This window comes from Candidatus Stoquefichus sp. SB1 (genome assembly GCF_001244545.1).
GTDB lineage: Bacteria > Bacillota_I > Bacilli_A > Erysipelotrichales > Coprobacillaceae > Stoquefichus.
Genome location: NZ_LN852696.1, coordinates 137,672 through 162,472, shown reverse-complemented (window position 1 = coordinate 162,472; position 24,801 = coordinate 137,672). Strand labels below are relative to the sequence as shown.

The 24,801-nt window shown below is 29.4% G+C and carries 24 protein-coding genes; 7 read left to right on the top strand and 17 right to left on the bottom strand.

Annotation, left to right across the window (positions count from 1 at the left end; translation table 11 throughout):
* The first annotated feature begins 264 nt into the window (after positions 1-264).
* Positions 265-402: a hypothetical protein gene (locus BN1865_RS18450; RefSeq protein WP_157844132.1), complete on the top strand. Its 138-nt coding sequence runs from the start codon at positions 265-267 to the stop codon at positions 400-402.
* A gap of 171 nt (positions 403-573) precedes the next feature.
* On the opposite strand, the gene BN1865_RS13250 is transcribed toward BN1865_RS18450, so the two are convergent.
* The 12 genes from BN1865_RS13250 to ybaK all read right to left on the bottom strand — a co-directional run bounded on the left by BN1865_RS13250 (position 574) and on the right by ybaK (position 13,040).
* Entirely contained in the window at positions 574-957 is a 384-nt protein-coding gene (locus tag BN1865_RS13250; protein ID WP_050637745.1) for a hypothetical protein, read from the bottom strand.
* A 107-nt stretch (positions 958-1,064) separates the two neighbouring features.
* Positions 1,065-2,921 carry a HAMP domain-containing sensor histidine kinase gene (locus BN1865_RS13245; RefSeq protein ID WP_050637744.1) on the bottom strand — a complete coding sequence of 619 codons (1,857 nt, stop codon included), beginning with the start codon at positions 2,919-2,921 and terminating at the stop codon, positions 1,065-1,067.
* Positions 2,890-3,585, bottom strand: coding sequence for a response regulator transcription factor (locus tag BN1865_RS13240; RefSeq protein WP_050637743.1), 696 nt, complete (start codon positions 3,583-3,585; stop codon positions 2,890-2,892). The genes BN1865_RS13245 and BN1865_RS13240 overlap by 32 nt, the downstream gene beginning before the upstream one ends.
* Positions 3,586-3,672: 87 nt before the next feature.
* The gene (locus tag BN1865_RS13235) at positions 3,673-4,260 is read right to left on the bottom strand and encodes a pyridoxamine 5'-phosphate oxidase family protein (RefSeq protein ID WP_232780399.1); all 588 of its coding nucleotides are present in this window, start codon (positions 4,258-4,260) and stop codon (positions 3,673-3,675) included.
* 60 nt (positions 4,261-4,320) lie between these two features.
* A complete protein-coding gene (locus BN1865_RS13230) occupies positions 4,321-6,015 on the bottom strand; it encodes a phospho-sugar mutase (protein ID WP_050637742.1) in 1,695 nt (564 codons plus the stop codon).
* 116 nt (positions 6,016-6,131) lie between these two features.
* The gene (locus tag BN1865_RS13225) at positions 6,132-7,598 is read right to left on the bottom strand and encodes an ABC transporter permease (protein ID WP_050637741.1); all 1,467 of its coding nucleotides are present in this window, start codon (positions 7,596-7,598) and stop codon (positions 6,132-6,134) included.
* 14 nt (positions 7,599-7,612) lie between these two features.
* Positions 7,613-9,043, bottom strand: coding sequence for an ABC transporter permease (locus BN1865_RS13220; RefSeq protein WP_050637740.1), 1,431 nt, complete (start codon positions 9,041-9,043; stop codon positions 7,613-7,615).
* A complete protein-coding gene (locus tag BN1865_RS13215; protein WP_050637739.1) occupies positions 9,021-9,908 on the bottom strand; it encodes an ATP-binding cassette domain-containing protein in 888 nt (295 codons plus the stop codon). Before BN1865_RS13215 ends, BN1865_RS13220 begins: the two co-directional genes overlap by 23 nt.
* The gene (locus BN1865_RS13210; protein ID WP_050637738.1) at positions 9,899-10,585 is read right to left on the bottom strand and encodes a hypothetical protein; all 687 of its coding nucleotides are present in this window, start codon (positions 10,583-10,585) and stop codon (positions 9,899-9,901) included. The genes BN1865_RS13215 and BN1865_RS13210 overlap by 10 nt, the downstream gene beginning before the upstream one ends.
* Positions 10,575-11,114 carry an RNA polymerase sigma factor gene (locus tag BN1865_RS13205; protein WP_050637737.1) on the bottom strand — a complete coding sequence of 180 codons (540 nt, stop codon included), beginning with the start codon at positions 11,112-11,114 and terminating at the stop codon, positions 10,575-10,577. Before BN1865_RS13205 ends, BN1865_RS13210 begins: the two co-directional genes overlap by 11 nt.
* A gap of 150 nt (positions 11,115-11,264) precedes the next feature.
* A complete protein-coding gene (locus tag BN1865_RS13200) occupies positions 11,265-12,551 on the bottom strand; it encodes a L,D-transpeptidase family protein (RefSeq protein ID WP_050637736.1) in 1,287 nt (428 codons plus the stop codon).
* Positions 12,552-12,563: 12 nt separating this feature from the next.
* Entirely contained in the window at positions 12,564-13,040 is a 477-nt protein-coding gene (gene ybaK / locus BN1865_RS13195; RefSeq protein ID WP_050637735.1) for a Cys-tRNA(Pro) deacylase, read from the bottom strand.
* Positions 13,041-13,125: 85 nt separating this feature from the next.
* Between ybaK and BN1865_RS13190 the strand changes: the two genes are divergently transcribed.
* The 5 genes from BN1865_RS13190 to BN1865_RS13170 all read left to right on the top strand — a co-directional run bounded on the left by BN1865_RS13190 (position 13,126) and on the right by BN1865_RS13170 (position 18,144).
* Positions 13,126-13,800 carry a YczE/YyaS/YitT family protein gene (locus BN1865_RS13190; protein ID WP_050637734.1) on the top strand — a complete coding sequence of 225 codons (675 nt, stop codon included), beginning with the start codon at positions 13,126-13,128 and terminating at the stop codon, positions 13,798-13,800.
* A gap of 64 nt (positions 13,801-13,864) precedes the next feature.
* Positions 13,865-14,446: a hydrolase gene (locus BN1865_RS13185; RefSeq protein ID WP_050637733.1), complete on the top strand. Its 582-nt coding sequence runs from the start codon at positions 13,865-13,867 to the stop codon at positions 14,444-14,446.
* A 95-nt stretch (positions 14,447-14,541) separates the two neighbouring features.
* Complete coding sequence (locus BN1865_RS13180; protein ID WP_050637732.1) at positions 14,542-15,231, top strand: TVP38/TMEM64 family protein; 690 nt, start codon at positions 14,542-14,544, stop codon at positions 15,229-15,231.
* Between the two features lie 77 nt (positions 15,232-15,308).
* Positions 15,309-16,016, top strand: a complete 708-nt coding sequence (locus tag BN1865_RS13175) for a response regulator transcription factor (RefSeq protein WP_050637731.1) — start codon at positions 15,309-15,311, stop codon at positions 16,014-16,016.
* 4 nt (positions 16,017-16,020) lie between these two features.
* Positions 16,021-18,144, top strand: a complete 2,124-nt coding sequence (locus BN1865_RS13170) for a sensor histidine kinase (protein WP_050637730.1) — start codon at positions 16,021-16,023, stop codon at positions 18,142-18,144.
* Positions 18,145-18,173: 29 nt separating this feature from the next.
* On the opposite strand, the gene BN1865_RS13165 is transcribed toward BN1865_RS13170, so the two are convergent.
* Together BN1865_RS13165 and BN1865_RS13160 are read right to left on the bottom strand one after the other, a co-directional pair.
* Complete coding sequence (locus BN1865_RS13165) at positions 18,174-19,580, bottom strand: GntR family transcriptional regulator (RefSeq protein WP_050637729.1); 1,407 nt, start codon at positions 19,578-19,580, stop codon at positions 18,174-18,176.
* Between the two features lie 84 nt (positions 19,581-19,664).
* Positions 19,665-20,672: a YeiH family protein gene (locus BN1865_RS13160; protein WP_050637728.1), complete on the bottom strand. Its 1,008-nt coding sequence runs from the start codon at positions 20,670-20,672 to the stop codon at positions 19,665-19,667.
* 111 nt (positions 20,673-20,783) lie between these two features.
* On the opposite strand from BN1865_RS13160, the gene BN1865_RS13155 reads away from it, so the two are divergent.
* On the top strand, positions 20,784-21,668 hold the full coding sequence (locus BN1865_RS13155; RefSeq protein ID WP_050637727.1) for a LysR family transcriptional regulator: 885 nt from the start codon (positions 20,784-20,786) through the stop codon (positions 21,666-21,668).
* A 22-nt stretch (positions 21,669-21,690) separates the two neighbouring features.
* Here the strand turns inward: BN1865_RS13155 and BN1865_RS13150 are convergent, their stop codons facing one another.
* The 3 genes from BN1865_RS13150 to BN1865_RS13140 form a co-directional block, all read right to left on the bottom strand.
* On the bottom strand, positions 21,691-22,353 hold the full coding sequence (locus tag BN1865_RS13150) for an MBL fold metallo-hydrolase (protein ID WP_050637726.1): 663 nt from the start codon (positions 22,351-22,353) through the stop codon (positions 21,691-21,693).
* Positions 22,354-22,427: 74 nt separating this feature from the next.
* Positions 22,428-24,026, bottom strand: coding sequence for a hypothetical protein (locus tag BN1865_RS13145; RefSeq protein ID WP_050637725.1), 1,599 nt, complete (start codon positions 24,024-24,026; stop codon positions 22,428-22,430).
* The gene (locus tag BN1865_RS13140) at positions 24,019-24,732 is read right to left on the bottom strand and encodes an ABC transporter ATP-binding protein (protein WP_050638593.1); all 714 of its coding nucleotides are present in this window, start codon (positions 24,730-24,732) and stop codon (positions 24,019-24,021) included. The genes BN1865_RS13145 and BN1865_RS13140 overlap by 8 nt, the downstream gene beginning before the upstream one ends.
* Positions 24,733-24,801 lie beyond the last annotated feature (69 nt).

The window sequence follows — 24,801 nt, the reverse complement described above, 5'->3', positions numbered from 1 at the left end:
CTTACATATGTAATAGATCAATACGCCTGCAATTACAGATGTTGTGATAGTTATGAGTATAGACACCATCATTTCAATTAACATGACTGTCACCTCCTTTGTTGTGGAGTTCCAGCAACATGATTATTGTATCATAGAAACAGTTGTGATTTATCTCAACTTTGTCTCAATTTTCTTCTCATGTAATGAATAAAACAAACAATAAATGTTATACTTGAAATATCGCTAGTATTGTAGTATGATACTAGTGACAAGGATATAGTCATGGATAACATGGCAAAGGAAAAACCAGAAGTTGCCGCTTCTGGTTTTTTTGTGCTTATTACTGGATTTATCCTCATTTTCTATCAAGCCACTTACATATGTAATAGACCAGCACGCCTGCAATTACAGATGTTATAATAGTTGTGAGTAAGGATATAATCACTTCAATTAACATGGCTATCACCTCCTTTATTGCGGAGTTCCAGCAACATGATTATTGTATCATAGAAACAGTTGTCGTTTGTCTCAAATTTGTCTCAAGTTCATCTTTCTATTGAAAACCCAAATAAAAAAATACCTTTAAATATTTTAAAAGTATCTCCTTCTTCTATTTCTATATGAATATTTATATGTCATAGTTAATGCTGTTTTATTATGAGAAACAATATATAATCCAACACATTCACAACCTGATAAAAGGGCAAGGATTGGTGTAAAATCTGTGAGAATATCTAAATGAAGATTTGAAATGCCAAGAATTAACGCTACCACAAAAATAACAAGATTTAATATCATTCCTAACTTCATCATAACTGTTCCTTCTGATTTTTGTAAACATAAAAACCATAAACTAATAATAATACCTATGACAAGTGCTTCTAACACAAGTTTTTGAGGCAGTGTTACAAATTGCATAACACCTATAAATGCAACCATCAAATATGGCAAAATAATTCCTAAAATTTTATTCATCACAAAACACCTCCATGATATTTAATTATAGTGGAGGATAGCTATTGTTGCAAGATAAATATCGGTTTTTGTCAAGAATCATAAAATAACTTATTTTAAAACACTTCTCAACGAGAAGTGTTGAAATTGATTTGAAATTGTACACCCTTATCTGTATTCATAACATTATACCCAAATTCATGCAGGTCTAAAATTGTCTTACATATAGCAAGCCCTAGTCCAGTCCCTTCACGATCACTTGAAACATACGTATCCCAAATAGTCTCTTTTTGTTCCTTTGTTAAATGCTCTCCTTCATTTTCAATATTAAGAACAGGATGCTGATAAGTTATATAAATATAACCATTTTGATTTGTATGTTTAATGGCATTACTAATAAAATTCATTAAAACCATCTGTAATTCAAAAATATCTGCTTGAATATTTTCAAATTCTCCTCCTATTCTTATATGAATATTTTTCTTTTCTAATAAAGGTGCAAATGAATCAATAACAGAAGATAACAAGTCCTCTAAATCAATACTTTGAATATTTAATTCAACATGCCCCGACTCTAATCTTGATAAATTAAGCATTGCTTTCACAAGTTCATCAATACGTTTGACTTCCTCTTCAATCGCGTTTAAATATTCCTTCTTTTTCTTTTCATCCTCAACAACTTCAATCAATTCAATATATCCATTAATAATCCCTAATGGTGTTTTTATTTCATGTGTAAAATTAGCTATAAACTCCTTCCTTACAGATTCAAGTTTTTTAACATGCTCTATTTCATTATGAAGTTGTTTCATTGTTTGTGATAATTGTTGGCTCATGTTATTAATATTGTGTGATAATAAACCCAACTCATCTTTTGACTTTTCATCAAGATGGATATCAAATTGATTATTTGCAATAGCTAAAGTGCTTTTACTAATTTTTTTTATACGTTTTGTGAACATGTAAGATAATAATAAACATAAAACGATAATAAATACAAATGAAACACCATAAGTTGGAATTTTAAACAAAATAACATTATCCATTATTCTATCCATAGCATGATAATCATAATTATAGTAAACAAGATAACCGCCTATATTATGAACATCATATTCATTATCCTCATTTATTTGAGCATCTTTTTTTATTAAAGGTAAACATACTACATTATATAATGTTCCATCTTCTTCAAATAAATTTTGTAAAGAAAAGGATTCAGTCGTCATTGTCGGTAGAGATTCTTTTAAACTTTTGAGAACATTATCTCTTATTTCCTGATAATTCAATTCATGATAGCCAATCTCATTATTCCTTGGATGAATTTTATCTGTGCCCATATAAATTTGAGAACTTTCATAACTAGCAAAGTTCAATTTCTCAATACTCTCATCATCTTTTCTTTGATCAAAAAAGACATAGTCATCAATAGCTAAATACGAAAGATCATTATTAACCATAGATGTAGATTCATTTTTTATTTGGTCATACTTTTGTGAAGCAATTTGAACTTCAAATGTATCACCAGTAAATTTTTTTTGTAATGTTTCTTCTAACTCTTTTCTCGCCACTTGATCTAATGCAGATAATTGAAAAGTACATGTAAACTGATAATATGTTTTTTCATCTTGTTTGGATGATTTAGATAAGCAGAGATAAGGAACGATTTGTTCATGTTGGTTATAAACCATTTGAAAATCTTGATCAAGAACAAGTACATTTGGATAATCCATTTGATTTTTTTGATTTAAAGTACGATTAACTGTCTTAAAAAAAGATGTATCCAATTGATTATAATGATCAGAATAATCCACTTGTAACTGATTAGCCAAAACCTGCATATAAGAATTTTCTAAATTTTCATAAGCATGACTTTTCTCTCTATCAAAATCCAAAAAAACATTAAGGATATTCACAAAACAAAAACTAACCAAAAGTAATAAAAATATTTTCTTACCTAGTGTTGGTTTGAATAATTTCATCATCACTCACCACCTTTAACATATATCCTGTTTTAATAACTGTTTGAATATAACATGCATATATTCCTAATTTCTTTCTCAGTTTTTTAATATAAGTATCAACTGCTCTACCATCTCCATAATAATCATAACCCCATATTTTATTCAATATTTGATCACGATTCAATAATTGCTGAGGATGTTCACAAAGATAAACAAGTAATTCATATTCTTTATGAGATAATTCTATCGATTGATTATCAACAATAAGCAAGTGATTTGTTTTATCTAATTGAATATGTCCCAATGTAATGATTTCCTGTTCTATCTTTTGGTCCCTTTTTATCATTGCCATACACTTTGCATAAAGAATAGAAGGCTTAAAAGGTTTGGTGATATAATCATCAGCCCCTAACTGATAAGCTTTGAGTTGATTTTCATCTTCTGATAAGGCACTGATAAAAAGCAATGGCTTCTTTGTTTTTTCACGTAACAACTTACAAACCTCATATCCATCAATACCTGGCATCATAATATCTAATAAAATGAGATCTATTGACTCATTCATAAGATTTAATGCTTCATAACCATTACATGCCTCAATAACTTCTAAATGATTCAAAGAAAAATATTCTTTAATAATATTTCTAATATGATATTCATCTTCTATAATCAATATTTTATACATATCTCTCACTTCCTTCAAACATATCTTAACAATGCAATGTGTAATCGAAGTGTAAAAAGAAAAAAGTTGGATTAACCAACTTTTCAATCATTTTTTCTTGTTTTCAAGTATATCAGAAATATCAAATGGTTCATCATCTTTTTCCATTGAATAAACATCTAAAAAAGGAACATCCTCCACAGTTCTCAAAGGAAACTCAGACTTGGCGGTCACATCATGCATATGACATTCAATGACCCCAATGTACATTGGTGGAATACTTTGTCTTTCCTCTAATGGTTTGATAGTTCTATTATTGCAAGTATACAATAGATTATACCCTTTTAAAAATGTTTCATAATCTTCATTCCCATCAATAATTTTCATAATCCCTTTAGCAATCACACTGCGATAATCATGATAATGTCTTTTATACTGACAATTAGGGAAGTCATGAAATGCACTAAATTCTAAACAAACTCTAGGATCTTTACGAAGCAAATCCAATTTATAACCCCGTTTCATAAAATGAGTATAAACAAAAAGTTTATTATCTTTGATTTCATAACCATAATTTAATGGCACAACATATGGAAATCCATCTTCTCCATTTATTCCAATATTGACATGATGAAATATCTTCAACATTTCATTAATTAATTGTGGATCAGTAACTTCTCTTTCAAAATGTATCATTATTTATTCCTCCTATTTACATATATAAGAAAAGCGTTGAATAAACTCAACGCCTCTGCTTTACTCACCAATAATGTCCATCATTGCTTTATGGAATACTTCTGTTTTATTTGCTGCATCTTCAGCATTTGTTCCCTTAATTGAGAAATAGAATTTACACTTTGGTTCAGTTCCACTAGGTCTTGCAGCAATCCATGAACCATCTTCTAAATAATATTTCAAGACATTTGATTTAGGTAAATCAATAGTTATTTCTACACCATTTTCATTTCTTAAACTTGTTTGATAATCTTCAGAAGCTACAACTTTCACACCACCAATTTCAGTAGGTGCATCTTTTCTTAAATTATCCATAATTTCTTTGATTCTTGCAGCTCCAGCAGCTCCAGCTTTAGATAAAGCAATTTGTGTTTCTTTAAATGTTCCATGTTTTGCATAAAGTTCATTTAAAACATCTACTAAATCCTTACCTTGTTTCTTATAGTAATTACCTGCTTCTGCAGCTGTTAAAACAGCTTGAACAGCATCTTTATCTCTAACAAAATCCTTAATCACACAACCATAAGATTCTTCATAACCAAAGACAAATTGTTTTTCACCTGTCTTTTCATATTTTCTAATCTTATCACCAATAAACTTAAATCCTGTTAATGTTTTTTCTACATCAACACCATAACTTCTTGCAACTAATTCACCCAAATCAGAAGTAACGATTGTATTATACATAACAGCATTATCAGGCAAAGTTCCTTTTTCCTTCATCTGACTTAAAATATATTCCAAATAAACAGCAGCAGACTGATTACCACTCATTAAAACATATTTACCATCATGTTTAGCAACAACTCCTAATCTATCTCCATCAGGATCACAAATGACAACAACATCAGCATTGACTTCTTTTGCTTTAATAATCGCAAGTTCATATGCCATATCAACTTCAGGATTAGGTGATTTTGTATTTGTATAATCAGGATCTGGTGCACATTGAGCTAATACTGGTACTACATCATATCCCAAACGTCCTAGACATTCTCTTACAGGAATATTACTTGTTCCATGTTGTGGTGAAAAGACAATTTTAAAACCGCTCTTATCCATACCAGGATTAATTTCAATTCCCATAACTTCTTTATAGTAAGCTTCATCAACTTCTTCACCAATCCATGTCATATATGGATAAGCTTCTTCATTGCTGCAAACTTTTACATCTAATTCATCCTCAACTTCATTAACATACTTAACAACAATATCTCCCCATTCAGGAATCAATTGACATCCTGTATCATCATAAACCTTATAGCCATTATATTCTTTAGGGTTATGTGAAGCCGTAATCATAATTCCACCAGCACATTTTAAATATCTTACAGCAAAAGATAATTCTGGAGTTGGTCTTAAACTTTCAAAAATATAAGATTTGATTCCATAAGTTGCTAAAACTTTAGCACTTTCTATTGCGAAACGATAAGACATATGACGGTTGTCATAGCCAATGGCAATTCCTCTTTCTTTACCATTTTCTAGTCCCAAAACATATTTGGCAAATCCAACATTTGCTTTTCGAATTGTATAGATATTCATACGATTTGTTCCTGGACCTAAAATTCCTCTCATTCCAGCAGTTCCAAATTCTACATTCGTATAGAAGGCATCTTCTTTTTCCTTTTCTCCCATACTTGCAAGTTCAACTTTCATGGCATCATCTACAGCAGGATGATTAAGCCATCTTTCATAATTTGTATTATAATCCATATTGTTCACCTCTTGTTTTAATTATATCAAATCCTACTTGGCAACGCCACAAAAACAACATGATAAATAAAAACATTTTTAGCAAAAACAAACTTAATCCATTGGGAGTTTTCTTATCAAGTTTGTGAAAATTTTAATAATAATATTTTTCTTGAATTTATATATATCCATGAAGAAAGAAACAATGATAAAATAACCCATCCTCCCATAACAATCCAACGGACTGGTATAACCATTGTTTCATTAAAAAGATATGGAACACCAAAATCAATGGGCATTCCCCATAACATACTTGTTTGTGAAAAATAAGACTGATAGAGAACCATACAAAAAGGATGTGAAAAACTAAAAATATGAAACCAGTCCGCTTGTATATATATGACAGATGTCACCATTCCTACTAACATAAATACAAACATCATAACAATCACAACAAATCGATTCTTCATAAAGTAAGATAAGAACATAGTTAATGTTGCAATTGCAATAGTTGAAATAAGACTCAGTAGAATAGCATTTATTAATAATGTTAGATAAGTTGTTGGAATCAGTAAATCAATACTTTTAAAATCTAACAATGTCACCAATAAATCCCAACAATGAATTGGAAAAACAATGGTTGAAAACATGTAAACAATAAGTATAGGCAATAACATAAGACCAATCGCAAAGAAATATCCTGATAAAAGTTTTGCAATTGTTATTTTACGTTGAGAAGCACTTGTTGGATAGATGATTTGATCAGTTTTTTGCTCTTTTTCAATAGAAAATATATTCGCTAATAAAATAATTACAACAAATAAAGGTAACAACAAAACCTCTGATAATGCAGCAAGCATATATTGATTAGGAAGTCCACTATCATATTGTTTAGGTAACTGCTTAATTTGATCCATCAAATAATCCTGATAAATATTTCGTTGAGTTATTGATAAGTTTAGATTTTGACTTACACTTTCATACTCCCAATTTTCTTCTTTTACTTTTTCTACTGTCGGAGAAATAAGATAGGTATTCCATTCATCAAAAATATTTTCATCAAAATTTTCATGAAACATAAAATTACCTGTATAAATATAAGATAAATATTGTCGATAGGAATCATTAGTATAAATTCTCCTTAATAGGATATTTTCACCTTCCCCTAGATAATTGGGAACCTTTCCTATTTCATTCGTTATTTGTTCAATATCTGCTTCATTTAAACCAACTGTTTCTTCTTTTTTTAAATACATCATATAATTTGGCCCATATTCATTTTCCATTGCTTGATTATCTAATTGATTTCTTGGGTACTGAGCTAATCTTTCCTTTAAATCTTTAATGATGAGATTTTCTTTTTCTTGGTTCCATATACCTGCATATTGATGTATTATCTGATCTCTATCTCTAATCAAATCCATAACGTCTATAATCTTTCCCTGCTCATTTTTGAGACTATATAAAATTGGTTGGAGTTCATCATGAGAATAGTAGACCTGAAAGCACATATAAACGCTTAACAATACAATACCAACAACACTTATCCAAATTTTTCGTCCTTTCCATAATTTTTTTGATTCACTTATTATTAATCTTTTCATACAATCACTCCTTACTAATCAATAGCTGGTTTACGTGCTTGTCTAATCAGCATCCAAACAATGAGTATACCTATCAGACTCCACCCAACAATCACAATTGTACGATAGGGAATAACACTATTATGAAAAATGAAATATGGATATCCTTGCTCAGCAGTATAACCATAAAAATAATCTAAGAAAGATAACATATTAAATGGCATAAACGTTTTCAATAATGTAGGTATAAATGTCATTCTCTTGATAAACCAACTTAATACTATAAAAACAGTCATCACAATCACAACAATAAAACGGCTCTTCGTTAAATATGAAATTCCCAAAGTTATTAATGAAATAGCAAAACTTCCTACTGTTGTCAATAGAAAACAGAATACTACGACAGTTAAGTAAGTATAAGGAATATACATCTGACCCCAATCTATAAAAAAAGAAGAAGCCATATTTATGATGACGATATTCCATGTATGAATAGGTAGAATGAAAGATGAAACAAGAAAACATACAAGGAGTTGTAGCCATACAATTCCTATACCTAAACAAGTTCCTGTAATGAGTTTCGCAATTGTTATTTGATGTTTAGAAGAACTTGTAGGATAAATAATCTCATCCATCTTATACTGTTTTTCAATGCCAAAGACATTAGCCAATAGAATAATGACAACAAATAATGGTGCCCATAAAATATTTCTTAACGCTTTTAAAAATAAGTTATTAGGAACAACACTATCAAATGTTTGAGGTAATTTATGAACTTGTGATATCAAATAATCTTGTAGAATAAGTTGCTGTGAATTGGAGTTTTCATAAGAATAATTATCTTTTACTAACTGTTCTCCATGTTTGAAAATATAATCATTTTCTTCCCAAACAGTATCAAACGTTTGGCTTGCATCATTTTCTTCTACAAAATAAGGTGATGTATAAATCAAAGATAATAAATGATAAATCCCATCTTCATTATAATAAAGTTGAATATGACAATGTCCCTCTTCATCACCATACAAACTATATCCTCTAGACGCATCTACTGTTGACATGTAATGCTCAAACTCATCTTCTGTTAATTCGCCTGCTAATGATTTATCCATAATTGGTTTATAATTATCACCATATACTTTTTTCATAGCCTCATCATTAATGATTTGACGAGGATACTTTGAAACAAGCTGTAAATAATCTTTTTTTATCTGTTGATATGTATTCTCTGACCATTTTCCAGCATATTGATGCAATGTTTCATCAACAATCTTCGCAGCACTTATTGAGTCGATTTTATCACCAGAAAAATTTTCATAGTATTTTAAATCATCATATAGTCGACCATAGTCTTTAAATGATAAATACGTAAGAATAACTGTTGATAATGTTAATAAGATAATCAAGATGAGATGTGTCCTACTTTTCAACAACTTTACTAGTTCACTTTTTATGAGACGTTTCATAAGGCATTTCCTCCGCAAAATAATAAAGATATAAATCATCTAAATCAGGAGAAACACTTAAAGCATCAGGATGAGGTTGATGGTCACTCACAATGCGCATATTGACCTGATTTGCCACATGATGACTTCTCACAACACGATATTTTGACATAAACAATGCTGCATCTTGATGGGGAACATTCACTTCCCAAACTTTACCATCAATAATCTTTAATAATTCATCATAAGCACCATGCATAATAATCTCCCCTTCTTTCATAATTAAAATATCATCTGCAATTGATTCAATATCACTCACAATATGTGTTGATAATAAAACAATTGTTGATGTAGATAATGAGGCAATTAAATTTCTAAAAATAATTCGCTCCTTAGGATCCAATCCTGCTGTTGGTTCATCTAAAATCAAAATATCCGGTTCATTGAGTAAAGATTGAATAATTCCTACTCTTCTCAACATTCCTCCTGATAAAGTTTTCATTTTTTGATTTAACTTATCACTTAATCCAAGTTTCTCACTCAATAATTGGATTCGTTTTTGACTATAATCACTATTAAGATTCTTAACAATTGCCATATATTCTAAAAACTCTTTTACTGTATAATGAGGATAATATCCAAAATGTTGAGGCATATAGCCAAGATGTGATGCAAAAGTCTCATATTCGCTATTCATATCAATATCATCAAAATGGACTGAACCCTGTCCTTTCAACAGTCCACAGATCAATCTCATTAAAGTCGTTTTTCCACTTCCATTTGCTCCCAAAAGAGCATGTATCCCTGGTCTTAAAGTAACATTAACATTTTTAACAGCATAACATTCTTTATATTTTTTATTCATATTTTCTAAGACTAATTCCATACAATATCTCCTTCTATTTTTTTCTTATAAATAAATGTTGTATTCACAACATAGACAATCAATATCAGTGCAATCCATATTAAACAAGATGATATACTCATAAAATTTGTAATTTGATAATATTCAAAACCAATAAGAATCATAAGATAAAAACTCATATACCCAACCAAAACTACAAAAACATTAGTAATATATTTTATAAAATACATACAAATGATTTGCGAAATATAAACTGGCAGCAATGCATATAGAATCGTTTTCATAAACAATACTTTATCAAGAGGCAAGATACTGCACATACATATAAACATTAATAGTTGAAATCCTCCCATGATAATACTTCGATATAAAAAACTTCTTCCCTCTTGTATATAAGAAACTGCAATTAATTCTTTCATATGGTAGAGGTCGTTTTTAATATGTTCTATCGTAGCCATACATCCCAAAAACAAAAAATAGACTATTACACACATTAAAGATAATTCTTTCATTAAATATGATAAAGTACAAACTATAATCATTCCTATAAAGGCAAAAATAAATTGGATTTTAAACTCTTTGATTATATACTGATATAACAATTGAAAATGATTGATATTATATTTTTCTATAACTTTATCTAATTCTTGATGACATGCTTCTTGAGTTTCATGTAATGCTTCTAAATCAATATTCATTTTCATCATCTCCTTCTAGTATTTTTTTTAGTTTTATAAGTGCCTGATAATGTCTTGATTTAATTGTTGAAACACTCAAATTATAGATAGAGGCAATTTCTTTAAAAGTATATTGTTCAATATATTTCAAAATAATAACATCTTGTTGAACGGGCTTTAATTGATAAATTGCTTTTTTTAAAGCATCTTCTTCAAACTGTTTCATAATTGTTTCATGAACATCAATATGCTTATCTTCAACCAATTCATCCTCTAATAATAGATGACCTCTAAAACGCTTATAATAGCTATAACAAACATGACTTGATATTTTATACAAATAATTTAAAACCCTTCCTTCACTTTGATATGTAGGTAAAGCACGAATAAAACGTATAAAAACATCCTGCGTTAAATCCTTTGCAATATCTTCACCTTTAACTTTACGATCAATAAAAGCATAAACCTGAGGATAAAGAATTTCTATGAATTCATCAAGAGCACGGTGATCACCTTTTTGGATGCGCTTAATATAATATTTTTCCTTCATGTTTCCCCTCCTCACCCTATTAACCATTTTTAGAAATAAAAAGTTTTAAAAAACTAAAATTTTATTTATTATATTTATTTAAAACAACAAATCATTTTCTAACACAATAATAAAATATCTCTACAGAAAATCATTCTATAGAGATATATTTTAATGATTAGTCACTTTTTGAACTTGATCAATAATCATTATTGTTGATGTATCAATATTTTGTAAAAGATAAACCATCTTTGCTTCTGGAATAGCTACGCATCCCATTGTATAACTTCCTTTAGAACAATGAAGGAAATAAGCTGATCCAACACCTGGGACATTGGAAGAATTGTAGTTAAATGATGCAAAATAATTATAACTGCCTGGATAATCCATTAAATGTTCATCATTTGATAAAGAACATTGGCTATGATCCATAATCGTATCATCAACAAACTGATTATAATACTGTTGCCCACACCAATAATGATGCTCATTAATTTTTGTATATGACATTAAACTACCTGGATTATTTTTTAGACCATATGCATGTGTAAAATGATATGTTCCAATAGGTGTTCTCGTAGAATTTTCACTTCCCTGCCCCATACCTGCTTTACCTAATTGTCCATTAACCTTCATTTTTTCAACCCATTGATTCCCACTTTTCACAAAATATTGCACAACTGCTTTTCTTGAACTTAAAGATGAAGATGTAACAGTAACAATTTTATTTGTCTTTTGAGCACTTTTTGTTTGAGCTATGGTGCTTGTTAAAACATATGAATAATCTGCTTGTTGAGGTTCTTTGGGTGGTTTAGATTCAACATTCTCTTGAATGGGTTCTGTCTTTTGAACTGGTGGTGTCTTTTCTTTTTGTGAAGTTGATGCTTTGACTTCATTCTTCTTTTCTTCTGCTTTAACACTTAATTTTAAATTAACTTGAGTTTCATTACCATTTTTATCAACAGCACGATATTGAATGGTATATGTTCCAGCTTTTTTTACATTCACATCACTATGATATGTATAATACATCTTATCACTAGATTGAACTTCAGATTCTTTCTTGTACTTTAAATCACCATCAACAGGATCTTTCACTGATTGAAGATAACTCAAAGCATCATATTGACCATTATATTCTATTTCATCTTTTTGTTTTTTTAGTTCAATGATTGGTAATTGTGTATCTTTCACTTCTATTTCCTTTTCAAAAGTTTCTTTTTGATCACCTTTCACAACAACAAAAGATAATTTCTGTTTTCCTACAAGAGTAGTATCCAACCGTGGATACTCTTCAATCTCACCATTTGTTTTTTCAATACAGTCCTTAGTTTCAAAAGTACTCCCATACTCAACAAAATCAATATCTTTAAACGTTAATACTACTTGTTCTTCTTTAGCAGGTGCACATCCCACTAATAAACTAACCAATAAAATAAGTATTCCCTTCTTCATCATATATCCCTCTTTCTATTCCTTAATAACATGAATAATTTTCCCATTGACACAATTAACTAAATCCTGTGGTTTTAAAATTACTTGTAATCCTCTTTTTCCTGCACTCACTGCCACTTTATCAAGTTGTAATATATCCTCTTCAAAATAAGTTGGAAACAGTTTTTTCATCCCTATTGGTGAACATCCTCCACGCATATATCCCGTTATCATCAACAAGTCTTTTTGTAAAATCATCTCTACACTCTTATGATGCGTAGCTTTTGCTAAACGCTTTAAATCAATTTCAGCAAGCACTGGGATACAACAAACCAGATAATCATCATTTCCTTTTAATACCAGCGTTTTATAAATTTGCCAAGCCTCAAGATCAACTTGATCAATAACATCCTTCCCACTTAAATGCTGTTCATCATATTGGTATTCTCTTATCTCATAAGGTATTTTTTGTTTATCTAAGAATCTTAAAACATTTGTTTTGATTTTTTTCATTTTGTTCACCTACATATCTTGCTTTTTCCCATAACCATATTATAATATGATTGAATATAAAAAGAAAGAATTTGGGGAAAACGATATGAAATATTCAAGACGCTTTGTAAAACTCTTTTTAGCCATGCCAGTTTTTGCATTTGGAGCTGCTTTAAGTATTCAATCAGGGATTGGTGTCAATGCATGGGACACATTTGCATTAGGAGTCGCTAATGTTTTACCATTAAAATATGGAACTGTTGTCTTACTAACTGGTGTATTTGTCTTAGTGATTGATTTAGTAATGAAACAGTCTATTGGTATAGGAACTTTAGCTGATATCTTTATTATTGGAAAAACAACTGACCTCATTTTAGCCTTAGATATTATCCCTCAAATTGAATCATTACCGATTGCAATTGTTTGTTTAGTTACAAGTTTATTCATTCAATCATTTGGGGTATATCTTTATTCAAGTGCTGGTTTAAGTGTTGGTCCAAGAGATGCTATGATGATTGCCTTAGCTAAAAAATTAAATCATCTTTCTATTGGTATGATTAAAGGTATTATTGAAGGAACGGTCTTTGTGATTGGATTCTTATTAGGAGCACCTGTAGGAATTGGAACAATTATTAGTGTTTTTGGAATAGGTTTTATTTTAGAATTCACACTGAAATTATTCCATTTTGATTTAAGAAATGTTCCTCAGGAAAATATTATGCAAACATCTTCTCATCTTTATAATCTAACAAAACAAAAAGTCGCACACGAAACCTTATAACATAAGGTTTTTTTAGTGAAAAAAAGAAGAAATTTTGTTATACTGAAACAAAGGATGTGACATAATGAATAATAAAGAAAGATTTTTAGACATTTATAAACAATATATACATAGAGAAGGTAGTGATAAACTCTTAGAATTCCTTTTATCTAAAAAATGTGATTTCTTTGAGGCGCCTGCAAGTGCAAGATATCATGGTAGTTATGAAGGTGGATTATTAGAACATAGTCTAAATGTATATGATTGTCTTAAGGATTATTTAGCAAGAGAAAGAGTACAAGAAACATATGGATTAAAATATCAGGAAGAAAGTATTGCTATTGTGGCATTACTGCATGATTTATGTAAGATTAACTGCTATAAAAAAGGAACGAGAAATGTCAAAGAGAATGGTCAATGGATTCAAGTTCCTACATATGAATATAATGATACACTTCCTTATGGGCATGGTGAAAAAAGTGTTTATATGATTAGTGGTTATATGCGATTAACAAGAGAAGAAGCTTTTGCGATTAGATATCATATGGGATTTTCTGGTAGTGAAGATATGCGAAATGTTGGGGCGGCATTTGAAATGTTCCCGCTGGCTTTTGCATTATCTACCGCTGATATGGAAGCAACATACTTTATTGAAGGAAAAAAATAATTTTCCTTCTTTTTTTCTTTAGAAATTCTTTCGCTATTTAAAAAGTTATCCTTTCAAATATGTGTCTATACTATGTTTGTACAAGGAGTGATAGAATGAAATATTTAAAGAAACGAAAAAAAGAAATCATCATATCTTTGATGATAGTTGGAATAATGGCAATAATTTGTCTGATTTTTTATAAGCCAATGATGGCAATCTTCAAAAATCCTCAGGCTCTACGTTTACAATTACAAAGTTTTGATATCCTCGGTTATGTTGTTCTTGCGATGATTATGGCCTTTCAAGTTATATTTGTTTTTCTACCAGGGGAAATTATTGAAATTATGGCCGGTTTTATTTATGGACCTATTGGTGGTCTAATTGTCTGTATGTTAGGAAGTGCTATAGGTTCTATCTTGATATATCTATTTGTAAAAAAACTAGGAACACCTTTTATTGATCGTTTAATTGGTTTAGAGAAAATCAAGCAAATTCATTTCCTAAACGATCCTCAGAAAAGAAATATATTATTATTTATTGTCTTTTTCATTCCTGGTACACCCAAAGACATTCTGACATATTTTATCCCATTAACAGATATGAAATTATCAGCATTTCTTTTCATTACAACAATCGCAAGAATCCCTTCCATTATCACCAGCACCATAGGTGGACATGCTATTGGTGTTGAAAATTATGTATTTTCAATAATTGTCTTTGTGATTACAGGAATTATCTCACTTGGTGGCATTTTGTTTTATAAAAAAATTAACCAAAATAAAGCTATTGAATATCATCTTTAGAAATTCTTTCGAATTATCCTCTACTTTTCTTCATCAATTTTCAGTATAATAATGGAGTAAAGTGAGGGAGATTATATATGAATTATATTGTTTTAATAGTAGAAGATGAAATTGAAATTTGTGATGCGATTGAAATTTATTTAAAAACGCAAGGATATCGTGTTTTAAAAGCACACAATGGTAAGGAAGGATTAGATATTGTCTCACATGAGACAATTCATTTAGCAATTGTTGATATTATGATGCCTATAATGGATGGTATTGAAATGACTATGAAAATTAGAGAAAAATATGATTTTCCAATTATTATGTTATCAGCAAAATCTGAAGATATAGATAAAATTACAGGTTTGAATATTGGGGCTGATGACTATGTAACAAAACCATTTGTTCCTATGGAATTATTAGCACGTGTATCATCACAATTACGTCGCTACTCTAAATACTTAGATATAGTACAAGATCAGCAGCAAACAGAAAACTGTTATGTTGTTGGTGGACTAGAATTGAATTTAGATACAAAACAAGTCACAGTTGAGGGAAAAGTTGTCAAAGTTACTCCAATTGAGTTTAAAATCTTACAATTACTGATGGAATATCCTGGTAAAGTTTTCTCAGCTGATAATATTTATGAAAGTGTTTGGCAAGAAGATGCCATCAGTACAGATACAGTTATGGTCCATGTTCGTAATTTACGAGAAAAAATTGAAATTGATCCTAAAAATCCAAGATATCTCAAAGTTGTTTGGGGAATTGGATATAAAATTGAAAAACAAGGTAGGTAAAAACATGAAAAAAAATAAATATATAATGACCCTCACAATGATCATTATTTTACTTGTTTCAAGTATTGGTATGTATATGTGTTATCCATATATCCATAACAATGAAATTGCTGCAAGTAAGGAACAAAATATCATTGACTATATGGGTTCTCAAATTTTTTATTCAAGTTATGCAATTAGTCAGGAACTTGATAAACAAGCAAACATTAATACGTCGCTTGAAAGCTATATTCAAGCACCAGAAGAAACTTCTTCTCAGCAAATAAAAAGTAGTTTTATAGAAGCTATTCACACAGTCCAAAAAGAGTTAACAACACAAACGAGTTATTCTTTTATAGCTAAAAACACCAAAACAAATCAAACAATTTCAAATACTGATGATAACCTTTTAGACATCAATAATAATAAAGAATTAGCTGATAAGTATCAGTGGTATATCACTGTTCAATATGATAGCGAAGGTAATGTATCATATCAAAACCAGCAAAAAAATCACAATAGTCTTGAAAGTGCTATTAGTAGCACTCACTCATCATACAATACTGATTATGAAGAATATGATTATGATCGTGATGAAGATATTCTTATTCATAGTGAAACGACTTATCCTAAAGATATAACAATTACTTATGCTATTGAAAAAAATATAGATTCATCAAGTGAACTCGCATCTTATTTATCTAACTATTCAGTTTCTCTCTACATGCGATTCGCTGTCCCATATATACTTGCTTTTTGTGTTGTTATTTCAATTATTATACTTTTGATTCCAATGCAATATCTTGAAACAATTCCATTTTTAAATATAGTATCAAAAATCAAATTTGGAATTCTTGCTTTTCTCTGGTGCTTTTTAATTGGTACCTTACTTTCACTTGTTCCATTCTTTATTCATGGTGTATATACTGGTGAATTTGTTGAGTTCTTTACATTGTTTGGAATTGAATCTTTTGCTCCAATTTTAACACCTGTTATTCAAATTGTCTTATGGTTTGTATTCTTTACATTGATTGTTATTTTGATGTATATGATTAAATACTTATTTCAAAAAGGATTTAAGAGATATTTTAAAGAGAATACTTGTTTAGGCTGGATAATCTTAAATAGTCAAAAAATCATGAATAAGATTGTTAATTTTGATTTAGATGATAATATCAATCGTTCAGTCTTAAAAATTGTTATTTTTAATTTTATCATTATCACTGTTATTAGTATCTTCTTTGTCTTTGGATTCTTCTTTGCGCTTATCTACTCAATCATTATTTTCTTCTTATTAAAAAACAAATTTGTAGAAATTAAAAATGATTACCAAGTTTTATTAAATGCAACAAAGAAATTATCAAATGGTCAATTTGATGTAGATATTAATGAAGATGTTGGTATTTTTAATCCTCTTAAAAATGAATTTACACATATTAAAGATGGTTTTGAAAAGGCTGTAAAAGAGGAAGTAAAATCTCAGAAAATGAAAACTGAGTTAATTTCAAATGTTTCTCATGATCTCAAGACACCATTAACTTCCATTATTACTTATGTTGATTTATTAAAAAAAGATGCTTTAACTGATGAAGAACGTCATCAATATATTCAAGTTCTTGAACGTAATTCATTGAGATTAAAGAATTTAATTGATGATTTATTTGAAGTCAGTAAAGCAAATAGTGGTGATATTAAATTACACTTTGTTGATGTTGATATTGTTTCTTTAATTAAACAGGCTGAATTAGAATGTCAGGATAAGCTAGATGAAAAAAGTTTAGATATCAAAATGAATACTTCTCATGAAAAAATCATTCACTCATTAGACAGTTCTAAAACATATCGTATTTTTGAAAATCTCTTTATTAATATTTCTAAATACGCTTTAGATCATACTCGTGTTTATATTGATGTGATTGAAGATGAAGACAATATTACCATTATATTCAAAAATATTTCTGAACAGGAAATTACTTTTAATAACAAAGAAATTGTTGAAAGATTTGTTCAAGGAGATAAATCAAGAAATACAACAGGTTCAGGTTTAGGCTTAGCAATTGTAAAAAGTTTTACAGAATTACAAAAAGGTCAATTCCAAGTAGAAACTGATGGAGATCTCTTTAAATCAATTATTACTTTTCATAAATAGCGATGGGATGTCAATTTGACATCCCATTTTTATGCATATATTTTTTCTTTAACTTCTAATGATGCTTGAAAAATTTTCTGACTGATTTGGCATATTTTTGTTACATCTTGTGATTCTAATGCATCAGTGATATCTGTTTTCATTGCAGCAAATTGATAGACTGATAAATCAATAAACTGATTTATAAAAAGACTCCAAATCATAATTTTCATTAATTCTTCATAGATAACTCTTAAACATTTATTTGTTTTTGAAAATATGTAATCATTTAAAGGTTCTAAAGAAAAGACATCACTTTCTTCTATAGCAATTTTTATTTTTAAGAAATCTTCTTGAGTTGCATCTTTTAATATTTTAGATGATATACTTTCTAAAATCAAAGAAAGCAGTTGTACTGAATAAAAATATTGTTCAATATAAGCTTTCATTTCTTTATGTTCCATTACATGTTTATTCTTTTGAATATTATCAATCACAATAGTTGAACCTACACCATTAACTGTCTCAACAACTTTAAACTCCCTTAAAATATCTAGAGCTTTTCTTGTTGTCTTTTCACTTACATCATATTCTTGAGAAAGTTTTTGAATAGAAGGTAATTTTGTTCCTCTATGGTACTCTTTAAAATAAATTTTACGTAAAATATTAGCAATGACCTTTATATAAAGATAATCCATACTTCTATTACCAATCCATATAAATTCTTTTTCTTGAGTGACTTCCATACCCTGACACATATCATCAATATATGCGAGACCTCTTTCTGAACTGCTACTACACATTTTTGAAATTCCTTTTCTGATAATGAAATCATTCTTTTTAGAGAATTTTAAAACAGCTTTCATTATTGTTTTCAACATTTTTAATGATTGTTGTAATTTATGATGTTCTTGATAATCATCAGTAATAGCTGGATTCACTGAATGCATCATTGTCATGAATACATCATTTAACAATGGATTTTTCAAAATAGAAAATGCTTCTAAATAAATTCCATATAATTCTTCAATCAGTTCACTTCCATTTTGAATATTTTTTATTGGTAATTGATCAACTTTTAAATTTAATTTATCTATTTCTTCAGAAGATGCCTCAGCTAAACAATGAACAACAATATTAGGCAAAATAAGTTCCATTGTCTCATATGCATCTCGTAACATACTTTTTCTATTGACAAGCTCCTGTTTATATTTAGCAAGATCCTCTGGATTTTTAATATTAAAAATCATTGTTGCCTGAACACCTTTTTTAAGTGAAATATATCCGTCTTTACTTAATTCCAATAATGCACTGCGCATGGTATTTCTGCCTACTCCATACTGTTCACACAAAGTCACTAGTGGCGGTAATTTACTTTCAAAAGTGTATCTACCATTATAAATATCATTGAGAATCATACGATAGACATACATATAGAGTTTCTTATCATTTTCCATTATCTATCATCCCCCCCACCCTTTTCTATAGTATATAACGAATTGAGACGAAAATAAAGAAAGTATTCATATAAAATGAATACTCTAATGAAATAATATAGCAATGAGAATAAGTGCAAATATGATTTGTGAAGTTCCTGTTAAACAACCATATAACATGGCTTTAGGTCCTTCTTTTATTAAATCTTTAAATTTAACTCGCATTCCAATTGCTGCTAAAGCAATAATTTCAAATTGACTACTAATCATCTTAGCCCCAGCTGATAAGCCTGCTGGAACAATTCCTGTACTATTTACAATACTAAAAATGAAAAATCCAATAACAAACCAAGGAACTTTTGCTTTGACTTTAGCAGCCATACCTGTTTTTTTAGCAAATAATGGCTGATCATCATCAAGATTCATCCTTGCATACATAAGTGCCACAGCCACAACAAATATAATTCTCACAATTTTAAAAATGGTCGCAAATTCTACCACTTCACCATTTACCATAACTGCTGAAGCAATAACTTGTCCTATCGACTGTAACGTACCACCAATCATTGCTGAAGTACGTAATGTTTCGTGATTATATAATAATCCTGTAATGATAGGTAATACAACCATCAAAATTGTTCCTGTAACATTAACAATTGTAATAGAAATCCCTTTATCTTTACTATCAGCATCAACAATAGGCGCAACCGTTCCAATGGCTGAAGAACCACATACAGCATTTCCAGCACACATTAGTAAAGAGAATTTCTTTGCAAAACCTAACTTTCTTCCAATCAAGTAACATACAGTGATTGTTAATGTCATCTGAATTGCAATAAATCCAACACCATTGAAACCAATCCCCATAATATCTGCTAAATGTAATGTTAAACCAGTCAAAACAATTGAATACTCTAACAATTTACTTTCTGAAAACTTTGTCCCAATATTAAATATTTCTTTATTTAAAAACGTATTGCCTGCCAGCATTCCTATTCCAATAGCAAATAAAGCTGCACCTATACTTGGAAATATCTTGGCAATTTGTTGAGCTAATAATCCAATAACGAGACAAACAATAAACCCTGGTAATAATTCCTTAATCTTATTCATATAATCCCCCTTACTTCGTTTGCTATTCTACCATAATTTAACTATAAATAAAAATTATAATATTTTATTTATCATAAATATATATTATAATCTAAGTAAGAGGTGAATTACATGATAGATATGAAATTAAAAACATTTGTAGAAGTGGTCGAATGTAAAAGCTATACACAAGCCGCATTACATCTCCATTTAACACAACCAGCTATTACACAACACATCAAACAGTTAGAAAATCATTACCAACATAAACTTATTGAAAACCCTCACAAAGAATTTCGACTGACTGAAGCTGGTCATCAACTGTACGAATATGCCAAAATACAAATACATAACGAAGAAATCTTTGAGTCTCAGTTATATAAAATGACTATTCCATTAACTCTTGGTGCAACTTTATCTATTGCTGATTATTATTTACCACAAATTCTCAGTCACTATGTCACAACATCTTCTAGACGTTGTCAAATTTATGTCCATAATACTCATACTTTAGTTCAAAAAATTATTGATGGAGAGATAGATTGTGCATTTGTAGAAGGACAATTTGATTTACAGTTATTTGAATATCATTTATTTAAAAATGAAAAATTTATTTTGGTCGCTAAAAAAGATCATCCCTTAGCTCATCAGCACATAACTTTTCAGCAACTTCTCTCTTTTCCTTTATTTATTAGAGAAAAAGGTTCAGGAACAAGAGCTATTTTAGAAAATTATTTGATTCAAAGCATTTATGATCTTTCTTCATTTGAGAAAATCATTGAAATTCAAAGTATGACAATGATTAAAAAAATGATTATGCAAACTTTTGGTATAAGTTTTCTATATGAAGGTGTTGTCAGTGATGAACTCAAATCTGGTGAACTGATTCAATTGGATTTAGAAAATTTTGAACTTACACGTCCGATGCATTTTATTTATTTACGTCATAATCTCAACAAGCAGTACTATCTTGAGTTCTTTGAAAAATTAATGTCTATCACATATAAAAATAGATAATATTCATTTCTTATATGTGGCATTAATCATAGTAAAATTGCACATATTTCCCTTGATATTCATAGCATGGTAAAGTCTGATGAGGCTTTTTAGGTAATTGTCCATTTTTTAATGCCAAAGCGTCCTCTAGACAATAATCTATATAATCTTTTGTAAGTGGATAACGATGATGACTTGGTAAAATAACCTCGATATCATCTTTTTCTTTTATCAGTTTTTGAAGACTCTCTATATATGTATCTAAACTGCGATGTTTACCAAACATATAGATAGGACCTACTTGAATAGAATCACCACCTATTAATAATTGACGTTTTCTATCCAACAAACCAATACTTCCAGGGGTATGTCCAGGTATTTCTATAATTTCAAAAGTATATTGACCAATCTGTATACAGTCACCAGCTGTTATCTTTTTAATGATTGTTTGATTAGAAATAAGATCACTATCATCTGGATGAATATAACAACACTCAAAAGACTCTACTCCGCCACAGTGATCCCTATCACCATGAGTCAATACTACCTGGATTGGTTTTTGGGTGATTTTTTTTACTTCATCATATATATGATCGTACTCAAACCCAGTATCAATCAAAAGTGCCTTATCTTCACCAATAATCAAAAATTCTCTTACTTTTCCATCATCCAAAATATAGATATCTTCATAATATTTGATTTCCATTCCTTTCACTCCTTCATAGCATTTTATGATTTCATTATAACATAATTTTAAAAGGGTGTGGAAAACCACACTCTTTATAACTCCTGAAATCTTTTTATACCCCATGTCATTAATAAATAATAAAGGAATACATTGATAATCACAATAACAACTAAAACAAAATAGACATAAGCATTTAATGATAAGAAACTATCCATCAAGAAATACCCTCCACCTAAGACAAAAACTAATCCCATTGAAATAAACATTGTCAACATAACAGGCATACTTTGTTTCACACAAGCTGTTTCATTGACCCAGTCAAATTTAGGTTTCCATAGATTAAGAACCAACCCTAATAAATCAATCGCAAGTGTAAAAAGAATAGGCGCAACAATCACAATAATTGCATCTAATATATTGACCTGAAAGATAATAATTTCAACAATTGAGAAAATCATTCCAAAAGGTACACATAATAGAAAATGCATTAACATTTTTGAATTTAAAATATCCTTAACAGGAACAGGCAAAGATTTAATAATCCACAAACGATCTCCTTCTAATGAAATAGAAGACGCACTAATAATATTTAAAGACCCAACACCAATTCCTGCAATACAAAGTACTGGCATAAGCATTTCATTGATTGCAGAAGGCATCATTCCTAAAAGCATGATAATATCATTTTTATATATTAATAAAGCTCCTGTCGCAATCAAACACATAATAATTCCCATGGCTGCATTTAACATGACCATTGCACTTGATGTAAAATGCTTAATTTCTCTTTGCAATAAAGCAACCATCATTGAATTGGCTTTCATTGGTTTTTCAACATATTCAATCTTTCTTGTTTTTGGTTTTGCAGTTGCTAATGTTATGAAGCTTTTAGAAAGTATCACCATAACAATTCCAAAAGGAATTAAAGCACAAGCCAAATAAATCAACAAACTTAAAACATTCGCATCATAAATGGCAATAGCCATATGATATAAAGGATAAACACTTCCCTCTATTGCTTGAGCAATACTTTTTCCATTTTGAATAAGCAATCCAATGTATTGCTCAACAGAACTTACAGCATACATATAAACTGCAAAAAATGCAATGAACATAACCAATGTTACTAAGTTTTTCATTCTAATATGACGCATAATATGTGTCAACAGCCAACTAAATAAACAAGAAATAGCTAACACAAATAATGGTAAAGTCAGTATAACAAATACAAAAGCAATCAATTGCATTGGTTCCATACCAACTTGTGTTATATATACAAAACCAGCTGGACCAGCCACTAAAATTTCATAAACATAATTAAGAATTAAAACAACGAAAACACGACTCAATAAAATATCTCTATTTTTAATTGGCATTGATAATAAGATATTATTATCTTTCGCTTCATAAATTTCATGTTGGACAATAAAAACACTACCAATAAAGCACAACATAATAATCATAATTCCCATAATTGCAAAATATAACCATTCAATCTGCATCAATTGTAGTGGTTCAACTAATGCAGAAAATAACATTCCAAACATCATTGAGAAAACAACAGCAACATATCCAAATAAAAGAACCATCAAAACAATCTTTCCAACTGATGTTCCAGTTGACTTTTTACTATGTTTTGTTTGTCTTAATAAGATTCCCTGCAATCTTATTTTAATTAATGTCTTAAGCATTGTCGCTCTCCAATTCTAAGAATACATCCTCAAGAGACTCATTATGAGTCACATCTTCAGTACGACCACTAATAACTAATTTTCCTTGTTTTATAATAGCAATTCTATCACATAATTTTTCTGCAACTTCTAAAACATGTGTTGAAAAGAAAATGGCTCCTCCCTGATCACAGAATTCACGCATCAATCCTTTAAGTAAATGCGATGCTTTTGGATCCAATCCCACAAAAGGTTCATCCATAATAATCAACTTAGGTTGATGAATAAAAGCAGAAATAACTGCTAATTTTTGTTTCATCCCATGTGAATAAGCACTAATAGGTTGAGCTAAATCAGATGTTAATTCAAGCATATCACCATATTTTTTAATACGTTGCTGACGCTCTTCTTTAGAAACACCATAAACATCAGCTACAAAATTAAGATACTGAACTCCTGATAAATACTCATAAAGATCTGGATTATCTGGAATATAAGCCATTATTTGTTTACACCCCAAAGGATCACTCTTAATAGATTTTCCATTGATATAAATATCACCTTCATCAAATGGTAAAATCCCAACAACAGATTTTAATGTTGTTGTCTTTCCTGCACCATTGTGACCAATAAATCCATAAATATGACCATCTTCAATCTCCAAAGACAAATCATCAACAGCCTTATATTGATCATACTTTTTTGTTAAATGTTCAATTTTTAACATAATACCCCTCTTTTCTTCTAAATAATTATTTAAATTATTTATATTATCATTATATATTTGAATTATTAA

Bases quoted from the DNA above. Each gene is read 5' to 3' on its own strand.
- BN1865_RS18450 (WP_157844132.1), top strand. From the start codon at position 265: ATGGATAACATGGCAAAGGAAAAACCAGAAGTTGCCGCTTCTGGTTTT.
- BN1865_RS13250 (WP_050637745.1), bottom strand. From the start codon at position 957: ATGAATAAAATTTTAGGAATTATTTTGCCATATTTGATGGTTGCATTT.
- BN1865_RS13245 (WP_050637744.1), bottom strand. From the start codon at position 2,921: ATGATGAAATTATTCAAACCAACACTAGGTAAGAAAATATTTTTATTA.
- BN1865_RS13240 (WP_050637743.1), bottom strand. From the start codon at position 3,585: ATGTATAAAATATTGATTATAGAAGATGAATATCATATTAGAAATATT.
- BN1865_RS13235 (WP_232780399.1), bottom strand. From the start codon at position 4,260: ATGATACATTTTGAAAGAGAAGTTACTGATCCACAATTAATTAATGAA.
- BN1865_RS13230 (WP_050637742.1), bottom strand. From the start codon at position 6,015: ATGGATTATAATACAAATTATGAAAGATGGCTTAATCATCCTGCTGTA.
- BN1865_RS13225 (WP_050637741.1), bottom strand. From the start codon at position 7,598: ATGAAAAGATTAATAATAAGTGAATCAAAAAAATTATGGAAAGGACGA.
- BN1865_RS13220 (WP_050637740.1), bottom strand. From the start codon at position 9,043: ATGAAACGTCTCATAAAAAGTGAACTAGTAAAGTTGTTGAAAAGTAGG.
- BN1865_RS13215 (WP_050637739.1), bottom strand. From the start codon at position 9,908: ATGGAATTAGTCTTAGAAAATATGAATAAAAAATATAAAGAATGTTAT.
- BN1865_RS13210 (WP_050637738.1), bottom strand. From the start codon at position 10,585: ATGAATATTGATTTAGAAGCATTACATGAAACTCAAGAAGCATGTCAT.
- BN1865_RS13205 (WP_050637737.1), bottom strand. From the start codon at position 11,114: ATGAAGGAAAAATATTATATTAAGCGCATCCAAAAAGGTGATCACCGT.
- BN1865_RS13200 (WP_050637736.1), bottom strand. From the start codon at position 12,551: ATGATGAAGAAGGGAATACTTATTTTATTGGTTAGTTTATTAGTGGGA.
- ybaK (WP_050637735.1), bottom strand. From the start codon at position 13,040: ATGAAAAAAATCAAAACAAATGTTTTAAGATTCTTAGATAAACAAAAA.
- BN1865_RS13190 (WP_050637734.1), top strand. From the start codon at position 13,126: ATGAAATATTCAAGACGCTTTGTAAAACTCTTTTTAGCCATGCCAGTT.
- BN1865_RS13185 (WP_050637733.1), top strand. From the start codon at position 13,865: ATGAATAATAAAGAAAGATTTTTAGACATTTATAAACAATATATACAT.
- BN1865_RS13180 (WP_050637732.1), top strand. From the start codon at position 14,542: ATGAAATATTTAAAGAAACGAAAAAAAGAAATCATCATATCTTTGATG.
- BN1865_RS13175 (WP_050637731.1), top strand. From the start codon at position 15,309: ATGAATTATATTGTTTTAATAGTAGAAGATGAAATTGAAATTTGTGAT.
- BN1865_RS13170 (WP_050637730.1), top strand. From the start codon at position 16,021: ATGAAAAAAAATAAATATATAATGACCCTCACAATGATCATTATTTTA.
- BN1865_RS13165 (WP_050637729.1), bottom strand. From the start codon at position 19,580: ATGGAAAATGATAAGAAACTCTATATGTATGTCTATCGTATGATTCTC.
- BN1865_RS13160 (WP_050637728.1), bottom strand. From the start codon at position 20,672: ATGAATAAGATTAAGGAATTATTACCAGGGTTTATTGTTTGTCTCGTT.
- BN1865_RS13155 (WP_050637727.1), top strand. From the start codon at position 20,784: ATGATAGATATGAAATTAAAAACATTTGTAGAAGTGGTCGAATGTAAA.
- BN1865_RS13150 (WP_050637726.1), bottom strand. From the start codon at position 22,353: ATGGAAATCAAATATTATGAAGATATCTATATTTTGGATGATGGAAAA.
- BN1865_RS13145 (WP_050637725.1), bottom strand. From the start codon at position 24,026: ATGCTTAAGACATTAATTAAAATAAGATTGCAGGGAATCTTATTAAGA.
- BN1865_RS13140 (WP_050638593.1), bottom strand. From the start codon at position 24,732: ATGTTAAAAATTGAACATTTAACAAAAAAGTATGATCAATATAAGGCT.